This window comes from Saliniramus fredricksonii, assembly GCF_900094735.1.
In the GTDB taxonomy this organism is placed as follows: domain Bacteria; phylum Pseudomonadota; class Alphaproteobacteria; order Rhizobiales; family Beijerinckiaceae; genus Saliniramus; species Saliniramus fredricksonii.
Map to the genome: position 1 here is coordinate 1111752 of NZ_FMBM01000002.1, position 16177 is coordinate 1127928.

The 16177-nt window shown below is 64.9% G+C and carries 10 protein-coding genes and 1 pseudogene; 8 read left to right on the forward strand and 3 right to left on the reverse strand.

The features are described from left to right. Positions 1 to 131 precede the first annotated feature (131 nt). Positions 132 to 488 (reverse strand): AzlD domain-containing protein, encoded by a 357-nt coding sequence (locus GA0071312_RS11680; RefSeq protein ID WP_074445116.1) that lies wholly within the window; start codon positions 486 to 488, stop codon positions 132 to 134. Next, positions 485 to 1246 carry an AzlC family ABC transporter permease gene (locus GA0071312_RS11685; RefSeq protein WP_083204529.1) on the reverse strand — a complete coding sequence of 254 codons (762 nt, stop codon included), beginning with the start codon at positions 1244 to 1246 and terminating at the stop codon, positions 485 to 487. The genes GA0071312_RS11680 and GA0071312_RS11685 overlap by 4 nt, the downstream gene beginning before the upstream one ends. Before the next feature lie 200 nt (positions 1247 to 1446). On the opposite strand from GA0071312_RS11685, the gene GA0071312_RS11690 reads away from it, so the two are divergent. From GA0071312_RS11690 to GA0071312_RS11700, 3 genes are all read left to right on the forward strand, one after another. Continuing rightward, positions 1447 to 2862 (forward strand): FAD-binding oxidoreductase, encoded by a 1416-nt coding sequence (locus GA0071312_RS11690; RefSeq protein WP_074445117.1) that lies wholly within the window; start codon positions 1447 to 1449, stop codon positions 2860 to 2862. A 177-nt stretch (positions 2863 to 3039) separates the two neighbouring features. Beyond that, positions 3040 to 6846: an AsmA family protein gene (locus GA0071312_RS11695; RefSeq protein WP_074445118.1), complete on the forward strand. Its 3807-nt coding sequence runs from the start codon at positions 3040 to 3042 to the stop codon at positions 6844 to 6846. Between the two features lie 312 nt (positions 6847 to 7158). Beyond that, complete coding sequence (locus tag GA0071312_RS11700; protein WP_083204530.1) at positions 7159 to 8733, forward strand: methyl-accepting chemotaxis protein; 1575 nt, start codon at positions 7159 to 7161, stop codon at positions 8731 to 8733. Between the two features lie 242 nt (positions 8734 to 8975). Here the strand turns inward: GA0071312_RS11700 and GA0071312_RS11705 are convergent. Then, positions 8976 to 9617, reverse strand: a pseudogene (locus tag GA0071312_RS11705) (alpha/beta hydrolase); the annotation flags it as partial. A gap of 351 nt (positions 9618 to 9968) precedes the next feature. On the opposite strand from GA0071312_RS11705, the gene GA0071312_RS11710 reads away from it, so the two are divergent. The 5 genes from GA0071312_RS11710 (at position 9969) to GA0071312_RS11730 (ending at position 16165) form a co-directional block, all read left to right on the forward strand. Continuing rightward, entirely contained in the window at positions 9969 to 11138 is a 1170-nt protein-coding gene (locus tag GA0071312_RS11710) for a cysteine desulfurase family protein (RefSeq protein WP_074445119.1), read from the forward strand. A gap of 65 nt (positions 11139 to 11203) precedes the next feature. After that, complete coding sequence (gene sufB / locus GA0071312_RS11715) at positions 11204 to 12676, forward strand: Fe-S cluster assembly protein SufB (protein WP_074445120.1); 1473 nt, start codon at positions 11204 to 11206, stop codon at positions 12674 to 12676. Between the two features lie 58 nt (positions 12677 to 12734). Continuing rightward, positions 12735 to 13487 (forward strand): Fe-S cluster assembly ATPase SufC, encoded by a 753-nt coding sequence (gene sufC, locus GA0071312_RS11720; protein ID WP_074445121.1) that lies wholly within the window; start codon positions 12735 to 12737, stop codon positions 13485 to 13487. A 2-nt stretch (positions 13488 to 13489) separates the two neighbouring features. Next, positions 13490 to 14818, forward strand: coding sequence for a Fe-S cluster assembly protein SufD (gene sufD / locus GA0071312_RS11725; protein WP_074445122.1), 1329 nt, complete (start codon positions 13490 to 13492; stop codon positions 14816 to 14818). Positions 14819 to 14911: 93 nt separating this feature from the next. Continuing rightward, the gene (locus GA0071312_RS11730) at positions 14912 to 16165 is read left to right on the forward strand and encodes a cysteine desulfurase (protein WP_074446128.1); all 1254 of its coding nucleotides are present in this window, start codon (positions 14912 to 14914) and stop codon (positions 16163 to 16165) included. The last annotated feature ends 12 nt before the right edge of the window (positions 16166 to 16177 follow it).

Genomic DNA, 16177 nt, shown 5'->3' on the forward strand with positions numbered 1-16177 from the left:
GCCGCTGCCAGACTATACGTGTGGGGCGACAATTGTTCTGGAGTAAAATAGAAAGTTAACACTGCGACGGAATTTCGGCAAGTCATGATCCAATTTTGCACACCAGGTTATATTTTGTTGCGCAGGTTTGGTTACGCGAATGCGAAATACGTAACAGAAATTAATATCAATTCGCCCGCAATGACCCCGGCAATGACGGAGCGCCGGGCAAGAAAGTACACCCCGATCCCCACGAGAACGGCGCCCAGCCGGGCGAGCAGGGGCGCAGCAGCCAGCGCCCCGCTGGGCGTCAGCAGGAGCTTCATCACGACGGCGGCCAGCAACGTGGTGGCGACTGCGCGGACCCAGACGATGATCTCCGAGCGTTCATCGAGCCCGCGCGAGACGACCACCCCGAGCGCTCGCCAGATTTCGCTCGGCAGAAAGCCGACCAGGATCAGCACGAGATAGGGCCATAGCGGCGCGATCGTGGTTTCCCAGGTGGTCATCGCCGCCCCCGTCCGATCAGCCAGGCGAGCGTGCCACCAACGAGGCCTGTGGCGAGCAGATCGAAATCCGGGCCCACGAGCAGCGTGAACAGCGGCGCGAGCGCTGCGCCAAGGACGAGCGCGGACTGGTCGAGCAGCGTGCGCGCACCGGCGATCAGCGCGATGGTGAAGAATAACGGCGTCAGAAAGAGCAGGCCGGCGGCGAGAAAGGCCGGCACTGCGGCGCTCAGGAGAAAGCCGATCCCGGTCATCGTCGTCGCCACCATCAGGCAGGCATTGGCGAAGCCGAGATAATAGCCGAAGCGCTCTTGCGGCGGCATGGTCGGCATGCGCCGGTTGCTCTCGACCCAGACGGTGACCGCAACGTAATGCGCCACGAAGACCTGTGTGAGCAAGCTCTGCCCGGGCCGGCGCAGCATCGGCATCATCGAGACCGTCATGGGCAGAAGGCGGATCGAGGAGAGGGAAACGGCCACCGCGACCAGCGGCAGCGCCGTCCCGCCGGCTATCCCGCCGAACAGGATCACCTGCGCAGGCGCGGCCCACATCAGGAGGGTCGAAAGGACGGCTGCGAGAAAGGGAAACCCGACATCCTGCGCGAGTGAGCCAACGCCCAGCAGCGAGAAACCGACGATCCAGGCCGGCAGCACCAGCGCGTCGCGAATGCCGCGCAGGAGGGGGGAGGGGCCCGATAAGGCTGCGCTGCCGCTCGCATCCTGGCCATCGCGCCGCTTTTCGCCTTTTGCTCGCTGGTTCATGCGCCTTTTGACCACGAAGCCGCGCGCCGTACCATGGGAAATCCGCAACGGCGCCGGGAGCGTTGTTGCGCCGGCAAGGCCGCGCAGCGCGATTTTCCCAGACCGGAGCGGGAAGGATGCGCGGTTTCGGCGCGTGCGCCAGGGCCTGAATTCTGATAGAGACGAAGCGAAGAAACCGATAATCGACAGGGCCGGAAACGATGGACATGATCCGCAACGACGCGCGCAAGCGCCCCGACGCCGCCACGCTCGCAACGCTGACGCAGGCGCTCAAGGATCTCCTGGGCGCACGCGTCTCCACCGCACAGGCGGTGTGCGAGCAGCACGCCAACACGCTGACCTGGGTCGAGAACCAGGCCCCCGATATCGTTGTCTTCGCCGAGAGCACCGAGGAAGTCTCGCAGGTCGTGAAGCTGTGCGCGCAGCACGACGTCCCGGTCATTCCCTTCGGCACCGGCACCTCCTTCGAGGGCCATACCAATGCACCTTATGGCGGCGTCTCGATCGATACCAGCCGGATGAACGCCGTGATCGCCGTCCATGCAGAGGATCTCGATTGCGTGGTGCAGCCGGGGATCACGCGCAAGGCGCTCAATGAATATCTGCGTGATATGGGGCTGTTCTTCCCGATCGATCCCGGCGCCGATGCCTCGCTGGGCGGCATGGTCGGCACGCGCGCCTCGGGCACCAATGCGGTGCGCTACGGCACGATGAAGGACAACGTGCTCGCGCTCACCGTGGTGATGCCCAACGGCGATATCGTCAAGACCTCGCGCCGCGCCAAGAAGTCGAGCGCCGGCTATGATCTGACCCGTCTGATGGTCGGCTCCGAAGGCACGCTCGGCATCATCACCGAGATCACGCTGAAGCTGCACGGCATCCCCGAGGCAATTTCCGGTGGCATCTGCCCATTCCCGAGCATTGCGGCGGCCTGCGAGGCGGTGATCATCACCATCCAGTCCGGCATTCCGGTGGCCCGGATCGAACTGATCGACGAGATGCAGGTGCGTGCCATCAACCTCTACTCGAAGACCACGCTGGAGGAACGCCCGCAGCTCTTCCTCGAATTCCACGGCTCGGAAGAGAGCGTCAAGGAACAGGCAGCGCGCTTTGGCGAAATTGCCGAGGAATTCGGCGGCGGTCCCTTCGCCTGGACCACGCAGGCTGAGGAACGCACCCGCCTGTGGCAGGCCCGGCATGACGCCTATTGGGCGGCCATGGCCCTGCGACCCGGCGCGAAGGGCATTTCCACCGATGTCTGCGTGCCGATCTCGCGGCTCGCCGAATGCGTCGAGGCGACGCAGCACGACATCGCCGAAGCGGGGCTGATGGCGCCGATCGTCGGCCATGTCGGCGACGGGAATTTCCATGTGCTGCCGCTCGTCGATATGGAAAACGCCGAAGAGATCGCCAAGGCGAAACGCTTCGTCGAGCGCCTCGTCGAGCGCGCGCTCGAGATGGAGGGCACCTGTACCGGCGAGCATGGTGTCGGCCAGATGAAGATGAAATACCTCGAATCGGAGCACGGCGCCGAGGCGCTGGCGGTGATGCGGGCGATCAAGCACGCGCTCGACCCGCAGAATATCATGAATCCCGGCAAGATCGTCTCCTGGTGAGGTGCCATTCCGGCGCGCGTGACTGCGCCGGAATGCAAAACCGCGATTTTCTGACCCGATCCGGCTTGCAAAGCTGGACGGCGGCGTCGGGTTTCGTCATGGTTCGGCCATGCCACGGGGTTAACTCCGTGGTGAACCTGTTGAATTCGATCGCTGGCGTGAAGGGGTCCATGGGCCTTGCGTGACAGTCTGACCGCTCTGGCGGCTATCGTCATACTGATCCTCGTGGCAGCACTCGCGATCCCGCCTTTCGTCGACTGGGAGGAGAGGCGTCTCGATCTCGAGGCGGCGCTGTCGCGCGCCGCCGGCATTCCGGTGGAGACGCGCGGCACCATCGATCTGCGGCTGCTGCCGTCGCCGCGCATGCGGGTCGACGGCCTGACCATCGGCATCCCCGACGGCGCATCGCCCTCGCTGGTCGCGCAGGGTGTCGCAGCCGAAATGGAACTGACGGCCCTGTTGCGCGGTCAGGTGCGCTTCAGCAATATCGGCATTGCCCGCGCTGATCTGCGCCTTCCGATGGAAGAGGGCGCGCTGCGGTTCCCCGAGCGCATGCGCGAGGGGCCCGAAGCGCTGGGCGGGCTCGCTTTCGATGATCTCGCCATCACCGCGCTCAGCGTGACGACGATCACGCCTGAATTCGGCGCCATGCGTCGGGCCGAGATCGCCGATCTGCGCCTGAATGCGCCCTCGCTGGCCGGACCATGGCGGATCGAGGGGGTCTATGGCGGCGATACATTCCGCCTCGGTACCGGGACGCTCAGCGATGATCTCTCCATGGAGATGCGGCTCGTCGGCGGTGTCGATACACCGCTGCGATACGATATCGACGCGACGCTGCAGCTGCTTCCCGAGGCCGCCCGCTATCGCCCGCTCCTCGACGGCGAGATGCGGATCGTCGCCCTCCCCAACGCCGAGACGGAGGCGGAGCCCGCCACGCAGGACCCGATCGTGCTCAGTGGTGATTTCGCCAGTGAGGGGCCCGGTTTCGCCCTGTCCGCATTGCGGCTCGAACTGGGTGATCCGTCGCTCGGCTCGCAGCTCGAGGGCAGCGGCTTCCTGCGCCTCGACGACCCGCGCCTTGCGCTCGAACTGGCCGGACGCCGGCTGGCGCTCGACACGATCATGGCCGGCCCGCGTGCCGGGCTGCTGACGTCCTGGTTCGGGGAGCAGGGGCCGCGAACGCCGCTGCCGCCGATTGATCTCGCGCTGGAACTCGGCAGCGTCGGGTTCGCTGGCGAGGAACTGCTCGATGTGGCGCTTCGTACAATGCTCGAGAACGGCGAATTGCAGATCGCGCAAAGCGCGGTGACGCTGCCCGGTGAGGCGCGGCTGTCCTTTGCCGGTGCCGTCGATCTGACCGCGGGCGACCGGATTGCGGGCGATGCCAGGCTGGTTGCCGCCGATGGGGATCGCCTTGCGCGCTATCTCGGGCGTATCGGCCTGGAAGGGCCCTGGCTCGGGCTGGTGCGCGGGCCCGAACTCGACATTGCCGGCCAGGTGGCCATTGATCCTGAAGGGGTGAGCGTAGACGATCTGGCCTTTCGGGCCGGCGCTGCGCAGATAGGCGGCAGCGTGGAGTATCGCGCGCCGCAAATCGGGCAGCGCGGACGTGTGGAGGCTCAGATACGCGCCGACGGCATCGATCTCGAAGATCTGCCGCCCCTCGACGCGGTGCCGCTGACGGCGGGGGAGAACGATCTGGTCATCGGTCTCGTCGCACGCGATGTGCGCCATGGTGACGAGGGGGGCGGTCGCATCGATGCCCGACTGCGCAGCGAAGGTGAGACGCTCGTCGTCGACCGATTCGACATTGCCGGGCTCGCAGGCGCCGAGGCGTCTCTCTCCGGTCGGATCAATCCCGACGGGGCCGGGTTGATTTCAGGACGGTTGCAGGCTGTGCGCGCGGCGCCGTTGCTGTCGCTGCTCGGGCGCTTTCAGCGCGATGGTCTGGTCGGCCTGGCGCCGCCGTTCATTCGCGAGGGCGGACTCGATCTCGCCATCTCGATCGACCGTCTGCCGCCCGGTGACGAACTCGCCTCCGGGGCGCTGCGGCTGTCGCTGGAGGGCGAGGTCGCCGGCGGACCGTTCAGCGCGACGGCCGCGACCCTGGGCGGGCGCACCGAGTCCTTTCGCTTCTTCCTCGCCACCCGCGATACGCGCGACTGGGTCGATCTCGACCACCCCGCCGTGGCGGGACAATCGTCCAATCTGACCATGGAGATGCGCCGCTCGGGTGCCGATCGCTATGCGGCAACCGCTTCGGGTGACATGGCGGGCCTGCGCTTTCGAACGACGCGGGCCTTGTCGATCGATGCCATCACCCGCGAGATCTGGGACGGCGAGATCCGGCTGAGCAGCGAGGATCTGCGTCCCGCCCTCGGCTTGTTCGCTCTCGGCGATGCGGGTCTCGATACGGCTCCCGGGGAGATGCGTGTCTCGGTTGCGCGGGAACCCGGCGCCACGCAGCTGGAACTGGACGGACGGATCGCCGGCGAGCGTGTGCGCGGCGATCTGCGGCTTGGTCGCGAAACACTGTCCGGCGAACTCGCCGTCGCAGCTCTGTCGCTGCCGGCGCTGATCGACGTGCTGCTCACCGATACCGGCGGCGATTCGCCGGAGAATGGCTGGAGTGAGGCGCCCTTCGGCCGGGTCGCGCTGCCGTTTCGCAGCGGGCGCATCGGTATCAGTGCCGGGAATGTCGCGCTCGGGCGCGGCCAGGTGGCGCGTGAGGCGCAATTCGATCTGGTGCTGCTCACGGATGGTCTCGCGGTCGAGAATTTCGCGTCGGGGTTCGGCGAAGGTGGGCTTTCAGGAGCCCTCAGTCTGCGCCGCGCCCCCGACGGCCCTCTCGCCGCCGTCGGCGAGGTGGAGTTCTCCGGTTTGTCGGCACAGGCCCTGATGCCGGACGCACCGTTCTCGGCGCAACTGACCGGCGCGCTGGATTTCGGGGCATCGGGCGAGAGCCTCGCCGGCGCCATTGCCGATCTCTCCGGCGGCGGTAACCTGCTCCTTGAAGACCTGGTCGTGACAGGTATGGCGCCCGATGCGATCACGCTTGGCCTGGAACGGGCGCTCAGGGAAGAGGATCCGCTCGGCGGGCGGCGCCTGCAGGGGCATGTCGAGAGTGCTCTCGACGACGATATTTTCGACGCTGACACCGTCACCGCGCCGGTGACGCTGGTTGGAGGCAGCCTGCGGCTCGAACCACTTGCCGTGCCGGATCCGAATACGGAGGAGGCCGGATGGCGTGGGGCGGCGGCCTTCGATCTGATCGCGGGCGGCGTCGATATTCGCGGCAGCCTGCGTGCTGCATCGGCGCCTCCAGGCTGGAGCGGCCCGGCGCCACGCATCACGCTCGGCTGGACCGGCGCCGTCGGTGCGATGACGCGCGATGTCGATACCGGGCCGCTGACCAATGGCGTCGCACAGATCGTGCTGCAGCGCGAGCTCGACCGAATCGAGGCATTCGAGCGCGAGGCAGGCGAGCGCACGCGACGCCTTGAACAATTGCGGATGGAGCGTGCCCGCGAGGCGGCACGGCAGGAATGGGAGGCGCTGCTCGAGGAGCGCGCCCGCCGCGCGGCGGAAGTGCGACCGGCTGTCATCGAGGCCGCGCAGGCTATCGCTCGCGCGCGCCGCGCAGAGATCGAGGCGCAACGTGCCGCAGAGGAAGAAGCGCGGCGCGCACAGGAAGAGGCCGAGCGCCTCGCGGCAGAAGAGGCCGCCCGCGCAGAGGAGGAAGCCCGTCTTGCGCGCGAGGAGGCAGCACGCGCAGCCGAGGCCGAGGCGGCGCGTCAGGCCGAGGCGGCTGCGCAGGAAGCCGAGCGCACGCGCATGCAGGACGATATCCGCCGGTTGCTCGAACGCGAGCGCGAGCGCGATTTCTGGCCCGGCTTGTTCGAGGATGGCTCTCCCGGCAGCGGGGACGAGGCGCCAATGCTGCTGCTGCCACCCGGCTTCGCCGATCCAGCGAGCAACTGAAGAGCGCAGGATACACGTAAAAAAACAACTCTTAATATTGAGTCCTCTGGCTCCTGTCCCGGAACTCATGATTTTTCTACAAAAGCGGGCATATTGATCGCGTTATGTAATTTTCTTTTAAGTGATCACGCATATTGCGCTGCGTCAACGCACCTTCCCTTGCGTGATGCAGGAGCTGATTCATGGCCAGACAAGCCACTTCCGCGATCCCGGCCTTTACCGTCGGTGGTCGCTTCTATCTCGTGATCACGATCGCGTTTTTTCGCACTCCTCAGCCTCGCCATCGTTGGCGCGGCGCGCTTCTCCGGTGCCTTGTGGTCGGCCAAACAGCAGGAGCTGGTGAATATTACCGACTCTGCCGCGAGCATCGTCGCCGACTTCCACCAGAAGGCTTTGCGCGGCGAACTCAGCATGGAAGAAGCCAAGGCGCGGGCCGCCGATGCGCTGCGTCCGATCCGCTATGCCGATGACGAGTATTTCTTCATCCACGGCTATGATGCGGTCACCGTGATGCATCCGATGGTGCCGGCGATGGAAGGCACCGATCAGAGCGGGCTGCGCCTGCCGGACGGACGCTCCATCATCCTTGAGCTCGCCGATCTCGCGCGCGCCGGTGGTGGCTTCTTCGAATATGACTGGCCGCTGGTGCCTGGCGGCGAGGAGGAGGCGCTGAAGGTTGCCTATGTGGTCGGTTTCGAGCCCTGGGAATGGACCATCGGCACGGGTGTCTTCGTCCACGATGTCGAGACCGCGATCGCCGACAGCCGCAATATCTTCCTTGCGATCGCCGGCTTTGCCGGGATGATCCTTGTTGCGCTCGGCATCGTGCTCGCCCGCGGGATCACCCGGCCCCTGCGGCGGCTCGGGCAGGGGATGCAGTCCCTTGCGCGCGGCGAGCTGGATACGACCATCGAGGGGGTCTCGCGGCGCGACGAGGTCGGCGAGATGGCCGAATCGGTCCGGATCTTCAAGGAAGCGCTCGTCGCCAAGCGCGACGCGGATGCGCGCCTTGCGCAGGAGACCCAGGCAAAGGAACGGCGCGCCGAGGCCCTCGACAGGCTGCTGCGCGGGTTCGAAGAGACCGTCTCCGATCTTTCGCGCGAGCTTTCGGCCGCATCCGCCGCCATGCAGGATACGGCGAAAGGCATGCATCACACGGCTGATCAGACCAATGGCCGCGCCTTGTCCGTCGCCAGCGCAGCCGAGCAGACCTCGGCGAATGTGCAGGCCGTGGCTTCGGCGACCGAACAGCTCAACGCGTCCGTGCGCGAAATCGGCCAGCAGGTGACGCAATCGGCTCAGATCGCCGACACGGCGGTGGATCAGGTGCGTCAGACCGATCAGGTCGCGCGCAGTCTCGCCAGCGGTGCCCAGAAGATCGGCGAGATCGTCTCCCTGATCAATGGCATTGCCGGCCAGACCAACCTGCTGGCGCTCAACGCCACCATCGAGGCAGCCCGAGCGGGCGAGGCGGGTAAGGGGTTTGCCGTCGTCGCGGCGGAGGTAAAGAACCTGGCCGACCAGACCGCCAAGGCCACGGAAGAGATCGCCAGCCACATCTCCCAGATTCAGGGTGTTACCGAGGAGGTCGTGACTGCGGTCACGGATATCGGTGGCGTGATCGACCGTATGAAGGAAATCTCCACCGCGATTTCGGCCGCGATGGAAGAGCAGGGCGCGGCGACCAACGAGATTGCCCGTAACGTCCAGGAGGCGGCGAAGGGGACCGGTGAGGTCACCGAATCGATCGAGATGGTGAAGGCCGGTGCCGGCGAGACGCAGGGTGCCGCAGATTCGGTGCTCAGTGCCGCGACGGATCTGTCCGCGCGCTCATCCGGCCTCGGCCGCGAGGTCGATTCCTTCCTGAAGGCCGTACGCGCTGCGTGACCTGAACCAGGCCTCACCATTCGAAAGAAAAGCGCCGCAGATCGTGTGATCTGCGGCGCTTCATTCATTCGGGAACCGCATCCTGCGGTTCGATGAGGGGGTCATCCCCGCGAAGAGGCCGTATCGACGCTGTCGGCGGGATCGGCAATCGCGGCATCGTTCGCGGGAGTCCCGTCGGGCTGGTGTGCGATCGCCGCCGGAGCCTCCCGGCTTTCCACGGGCGCCTCGCTCCTGCTTGTCGGCTTGGGGCCGAGACGATTGTCAAGATAGGCACCGACCTGCACCATCAGATCATCGACCTTGCCGTCGAAGAAGTGGTTTGCGCCTTCCACGACGGTATGTTCGATCCTGATGCCCTTTTGCGTCTTCACCTTCTCGATGACGCCCATCACTTCCTTGACCGGCGAGACCCGGTCCTCGGAGCCGTGGACGAACAGGCCGGAGGAGGGGCAGGGGGCGAGGAACGAGAAATCGTAGCGATTGGCCATGGCCCCGATCGAGATGAAGCCCTCGATCTCCGGGCGGCGCATCAGGAGTTGCATGCCGATCCAGGCGCCGAAGCTCACACCGGCGATCCAGCAGGCGCGGGCATCCGGGTTCATGGTCTGCGCCCAGTCGAGCGCCGCCGCCGCATCCGACAGCTCGCCCGCGCCGTGATCGAAGGCTCCCTGTGAACGCCCGACACCGCGCGAATTGAAGCGCAGGACCGAAAAGCCGCGATCCACGAAATCGTAGAACAGGTTGTAGACGATCTGGTTGTTCATCGTCCCGCCGAATTGCGGGTGGGGATGAAGCACGATGGCGATCGGTGCGTTTTTCTTCTTGGCGGGCTGGTATCGCCCCTCCAGTCGACCGGCGGGGCCGGCGAAGATCACCTCAGGCATGCATATTCCTCTTTGAACGCCGTGCAGCGCAGCCGCATCGTCGCGCGCCGTGGCTACACCAAACACTTTCGTCAGCGCTTTCCCGTGAGACATACGCAAAAGCGCGTATAAAAACTGCCGGATTGCCCTGCGAAGCCTTGACTTCCGACCGGGAGGCTCCCTAAATCCGCCTTAGAATTATTCTAAGCCGTTAGAATGATTCCAAACTGTGGTCGCTCCCGGATCGCGTCACCGTTATGTGGTGGGCGGTCCTTAGCATGGCAAGCGGGGGCGAATGCAAGAATTTCGTGATGCGAAACGCTTTTTTCGCATCTTTGACAGCCTTCGATAGCAAGGAGCCCTCGGCTCGATATGGACATGACCAACCGCACCTATCTCGATTACAACGCCACGGCGCCGATGCGGCCGCAGGCGCGGGATATGCTCGTGCGCGTTCTGGGTGATGTCGGAAACGCTTCTTCCGTGCATCGCGAAGGGCGCGCCGCGCGTGGGATTATCGAGACGGCGCGCGACCGCGTCGCGGATCTGGTCGGCGGGCGGGGGAAGCACGTCATCTTCACGGGATCGGGCTCCGAGGCCAACAATCTGGTGCTGGCGCCGGGCTTTCGGCGCGTCGATGGCGCGCCTGCACAGACGCTTCTCGTCGGCGCCGGGGAGCATCCCTGCGTGCTCGAAGGCCATCGCTTCGACCCGGGGGCGGTGGAGCATATCCCGCTCCGTGCCGACGGTCTGGTCGATCTCGCCTGGCTGGAAGCGCGGCTGGCGGATCTCGGCGGCGCACCGGTGCTGGTCTCGATCCAGCTCGCCAACAACGAAACCGGTGCGATCCAGCCGGTCGCCGAGGCGGCTTCGCTGGTGCGCGCGGCGGGTGGGCTGATGCATTGCGACGCCGTGCAGGCGGCGGGCAAGATCGGGATCGATATCGATGCGCTCGGCGTTGACGCCCTGACGCTTTCGGCTCACAAGCTCGGCGGTCCGCAGGGTGTCGGTGCGCTGGTTCTCGCCGGCGAGGGCTATGTGCTCGACCGGCTGGTGCGCGGCGGCGGGCAGGAGCGCAACTGGCGCGCCGGTACGGAGAATGTCGCGGGCATCGCGGCCTTCGGCGAGGCAGCGCGGGTGGCGCGCGAAGCGCTCGGCGAAGAGGAGTCCCGGCTGCGGGATCTGCGGGCGGAGTTCGAGACGGCGATCCGTGAAAACTGCCCGGATGCGGTGATCTTCTCGGAAAACGCACCGCGCCTGCCCAATACCATTCTCTTCGCCGTCCCCGGCAAGCGGGCCGAGACGGCGCTGATCGCGCTCGATCTGAATGGCGCGGCGCTCTCTTCGGGCTCCGCCTGTTCCTCGGGCAAGGTGAAATCTTCGCATGTTCTGGAGGCGATGGGGGTCTCTCCTGCGCTGGCAGAATCTGCGTTGCGGCTGAGTTTCGGTTGGAACACGCAAAAAGACGCGGTGACACACTTCACAGCGGCCTTTGCGAGACTACTTTCGAATCGAAACCAAAATTCGGAATGCGCGGCATAGGCCGCGTGTCGACAGGTTGTTCAACGGCCAATCCGCGGCCCTTGAAGCCGTGAGAGGAGGGTGAAATGCCTGCAGTGCAGGAAACAATCGATCGCGTTAAGGAAATCGACGTCGATCAGTACAAGTATGGCTTCGAGACCATCATCGAGATGGAGAAGGCCCCCAAGGGCTTGAGCGAAGACATCATCCGCTTCATTTCGGCCAAGAAGGAAGAGCCGGAATGGATGCTGGAATGGCGCCTCGACGCCTATCGCCGGTGGCTCACCATGCAGGAGCCGGACTGGGCGCGCGTCAGCTATCCCAAGATCGACTTCAACGACATCTACTATTACGCCGCCCCGAAGTCGAACGAGGCGCCGAAGTCGCTCGACGAGGTCGATCCGGAAATTCTCAAGACCTACGAGAAGCTCGGCATTCCGCTGCGTGAGCAGGAAATGCTCGCCGGTATTGCTCCCGAGAACCGGGTTGCGGTCGATGCCGTGTTCGATTCCGTCTCCGTCGCCACGACCTTCAAGAAGGAACTGGCTGAGGCGGGCGTGATCTTCTGCTCGATCTCGGAAGCCGTGCGGGAATATCCCGAACTGGTGAAAAAGTATCTCGGCACCGTCGTGCCCAAGAGCGACAACTACTATGCCGCGCTGAACTCCGCCGTCTTCACCGACGGGTCGTTTGTCTATGTGCCGCCGGGCGTGCGCTGCCCGATGGAGCTCTCGACCTATTTCCGCATCAACGAGAAGAATACCGGCCAGTTCGAGCGCACGCTGATCATCGCCGACGAGGGCGCCTATGTCAGCTATCTCGAAGGCTGCACGGCGCCCCAGCGCGACGAGAATCAGCTTCACGCCGCCGTGGTCGAGCTCGTGACGCTTGATGAAGCGGAGATCAAGTATTCCACCGTGCAGAACTGGTATCCTGGTGATGCCGAGGGCAAGGGCGGGATCTATAATTTCGTCACCAAGCGCGGCGATTGCCGGGGCAAGAACTCGGTCATCACCTGGACCCAGGTCGAGACCGGCTCCGCCATCACCTGGAAATACCCGTCCTGCATCCTGCGCGGTGACGGTTCGCGCGGCGAGTTCTATTCCATCGCCGTGTCGAACGGGCGCCAGCAGATCGATTCCGGCACCAAGATGATCCATCTGGGCAAGAACACCACCAGCCGGATCATCTCCAAGGGCATCTCGGCTGGTCACTCCGAGAATACCTATCGCGGCCTCGTCTCGGCGCATCGCAAGGCGTCGAACTCGCGCAACTTCACCAATTGCGACAGCCTGCTGATCGGCAACAATTGCGGCGCGCATACGGTGCCGTATATCGAGAGCAAGAACGCCTCCGCCGTGTTCGAGCACGAGGCGACCACCTCCAAGATCTCCGAGGACCAGCTATTCTACTGCATGCAGCGCGGGCTCGACGAGGAGGAAGCGGTGGCGCTGATCGTCAACGGCTTCGTCAAGGACGTGCTGCAGAAGCTCCCGATGGAATTCGCCGTCGAGGCGCAGAAGCTGATCTCGATCTCGCTGGAAGGCTCCGTCGGCTGAAGGCAGCGCCCCAGGGGCGCGCCACCGACGTATCAACGATCTGAAGGACGGAAAGAACATGTTGGAAATCAAGAACCTCGTTGTCGAAATCGAGGGTAACCGCATCCTCAACGGGCTCGATCTCACCGTGAATAACGGCGAGATCGCCGCGATCATGGGCCCCAACGGCTCGGGCAAGTCGACGCTCTCCTATGTCGTAGCCGGCAAGGAGGAGTATGAGGTGCTCGACGGCGAGATCATTCTCGACGGCCAGAACGTGCTGGAAATGGAGCCCTCCGAGCGCGCCGCCGCCGGCGTCTTCCTGGCTTTCCAGTATCCGCTGGAAATCCCGGGCGTCGCCACGATGACCTTCCTCAAGGCCGCGCTCAACGCCCAGCGCAAGTCTCGTGGTGAGGCCGAGCTGACCACGCCCGACTTCATCAAGCGCGTCAACGCTGCCGCGCAGCAGCTCGAAATCCCCAAGGACATGCTCAAGCGCGCTCTTAATGTCGGCTTTTCCGGCGGTGAGAAGAAGCGCATGGAGATCCTCCAGATGGCGCTGCTCGAGCCGCGTTTCTGCATCCTCGACGAGACCGATTCCGGCCTCGACATCGACGCGCTGCGCATCGCGGCGGAAGGCGTCAACGCCCTGCGTTCGCCGGATCGCTCCTTCCTGGTGATCACCCACTACCAGCGCCTGCTCAACTACATCGTGCCCGACAGCGTCCACGTGATGGCGGGCGGCAAGATCGTGAAGTCTGGCGGCAAGGAGCTCGCGATCGAGCTCGAGGCCAATGGCTATGCCGATTACAAGGCGCAGGAGGCCGCGTGATCATGGCAGATGTCGAGAGGATCAACACGCCCGTCGAGGCGGCCATCGCCGAGCATTTCGCCGGCGTGAAGGCGACGCTGCCCGGCGATGCCGGCGCCCGCGAAACCGCCTTCGCCCGCTTCACCGAAGCGGGGCTGCCGCATCGGCGCGTCGAGGAGTGGAAATACACCGATCTGCGCAATCTGATGCGCGAAGCCGCAGCGCTGGCGCCGGCTCTGTCGGACGATGCCGCCAAGGCGGCGCTCGAAGCCTCGCCCTGGTTCGCCGGGGTGCATGCGGCGCGCATCGCCATCGCCAATGGCCATGTCGTGGCGAGCGCATCGGATCTCGCGGACCTGCCCGAGGGCGTGAGTGTGGAGACGCTGTCTCAGGCGCTGGCTGACGGCCACGCCGATCTGGCGCATCTCGGCGCGATTCCCGAGGCCGGTGACAACATCGCCGTGGCGCTCAACGGCGCCTTCATGACGGATGGCGTGGTGATCCGCGTCAAGGCCGGCACGAAGGTGGCGATGCCGCTGCATCTGCGTTTCGTCGTCACCGGCGAGAGCGCGATGGCGACGGCGACGCGCAGCCTCGTCGTGGTCGAGAAGGGCGCCTGCGTGACGCTGCTGGAGAGCCATGACAGCGCCGACGGGCTGGCACATCAGCCCAACAACATGGTCGAGATGGTGGTCGGGGACGAGGCGCAGGTCGCGCATTTCCGCATCGACGGCCACGGCACCGGCGCGCAGGCGCTGTCGACCCTGACGGCGCATCTGGGTGCGCATGTGGCGTTTGATACGCTCAACATCGTCGCCCGCCCGGGCCTCGTGCGGCATCAGGTCTACATGACCTTCGCCGGTGAGCATACGAAGGGCGGTGTGCGCGGCGCGACGATGCTGACGGGCAAGCAGCATGCGGATACGACGCTGTTCGTGAACCATGTGGCGCCGCATTGCGAGAGCCGCGAATTGTTCAAGACGGCGATCGACGGCACCGCCACCGGCGTGTTCCAGGGCCGGATCGCTGTGGCGAAGGAGGCGCAGAAGACCGACGGACAGATGATGTCCTCGGCGGTGCTGCTCTCCGACGGCGCCACCATGAACAACAAGCCCGAGCTCGAAATCTTCGCCGATGACGTGCTTTGTGCCCATGGTGCGACCTGCGGTGCGCTGGACGACGATCTGCTGTTCTACCTGATGGCGCGCGGCATTCCGCGCCCGGAGGCGGAGGCGCTTCTGATCGAATCCTTCCTCGGTGAAGCGGTCGAGGAAGCCGTCAATGAGACGGATGAGGATCTGCGCGAGGCGCTTCTGAGTGTCGCACGCACCTGGCTGGCCGCGCGTTCGTAAACAGCACAGGAAGCGCTCCGGCCTTGCCGGATGAGCCGGGGCGCAGCAAAACAGTCCGCCGCCGCGAAGGTGGCGGACAGCAAGGATGAGGCGATGGACGTGAGCAAGAGCCCGCAGGCTTTCGATGTCGAGGCGATCCGCCGGGAATTCCCGATCCTGTCCCAGGAGGTCTACGGCAAGCCGCTGGTCTATCTCGACAATGCCGCCTCGGCGCAAAAACCCCGCGCCGTGATTGATCGTATGGTCGAGACCATGGAGACGGGCTATGCGAATGTGCATCGCGGCCTGCATCACATGGCCAATGTCGCCACGGAAGGCTTCGAGGAGGCGCGCGAGACCTGTCGCGAATTCCTCAACGCCGAATCCGCCGACGAGATCGTCTTCACCCGCAACGCAACGGCGGCCTACAACCTCGTCGCCAATGCGTTTGGTCAGATGGAAGGCCCTGAGGCGATCGGGGAGGGGGACGAGATCATCCTCTCGATCATGGAGCACCATTCCAACATCGTGCCCTGGCATTTCCTGCGCGAGCGCAAGGGCGCCGTGATCAAATGGGCGCCGGTCGACGATGACGGGAATTTCCTCTTCGAGGAATTCGAGAAGCTGTTCTCGCCGCGCACGAAAATGGTCGCGATCACGCAGATGTCGAATGCGCTGGGGACCATTACCCCGATGCGCGCGATCATCGATGCGGCGCATGCGCGCGGCGTGCCGGTGCTCGTCGACGGGGCGCAGAGCGCCGTGCACATGCATGTGGATGTGCGCGCGCTGGATGCCGATTTCTTTGTCTTCACCGGCCACAAGGTCTACGGGCCGACGGGGATCGGCGTGCTCTACGGCAAGAAGGCGTGGCTCGACAAGCTCGGCCCCTTCGAGGGCGGCGGCGAGATGATCTCCGAGGTGACGACGGAGACGGTCACCTACAACACGCCCCCGCATCGCTTCGAGGCCGGAACGCCGGCGATCATTGAGGCGATTGCGCTCGGCACGGCCCTTCGTTTCATGATGGATACCGGGCGCGACAACATCGTCGCCCATGAGAACATGCTGCGCGATTATGCGCATGAGCGCCTGCGCGAGATGAATTCGCTGAAGGTCATCGGCCAGGCGAAAGAGAAGGGCGCGATCCTCTCCTTCGAGATGAAGGGCGCCCATGCCCATGACGTCGCCACTGTGATCGATCGCTACGGCGTGGCGGTCCGTGCGGGCACCCATTGCGCCATGCCGCTGCTGAGCCGCTTCGGTGTGACATCCACCTGCCGCGCGTCGTTTGCCCTGTACAACACGCGCGAGGAGGTCGATAAACTTGTCGAGGCTTTGCGCAAGGCGGAAACCATGTTCGCCTGAAAGGTTTGAGAG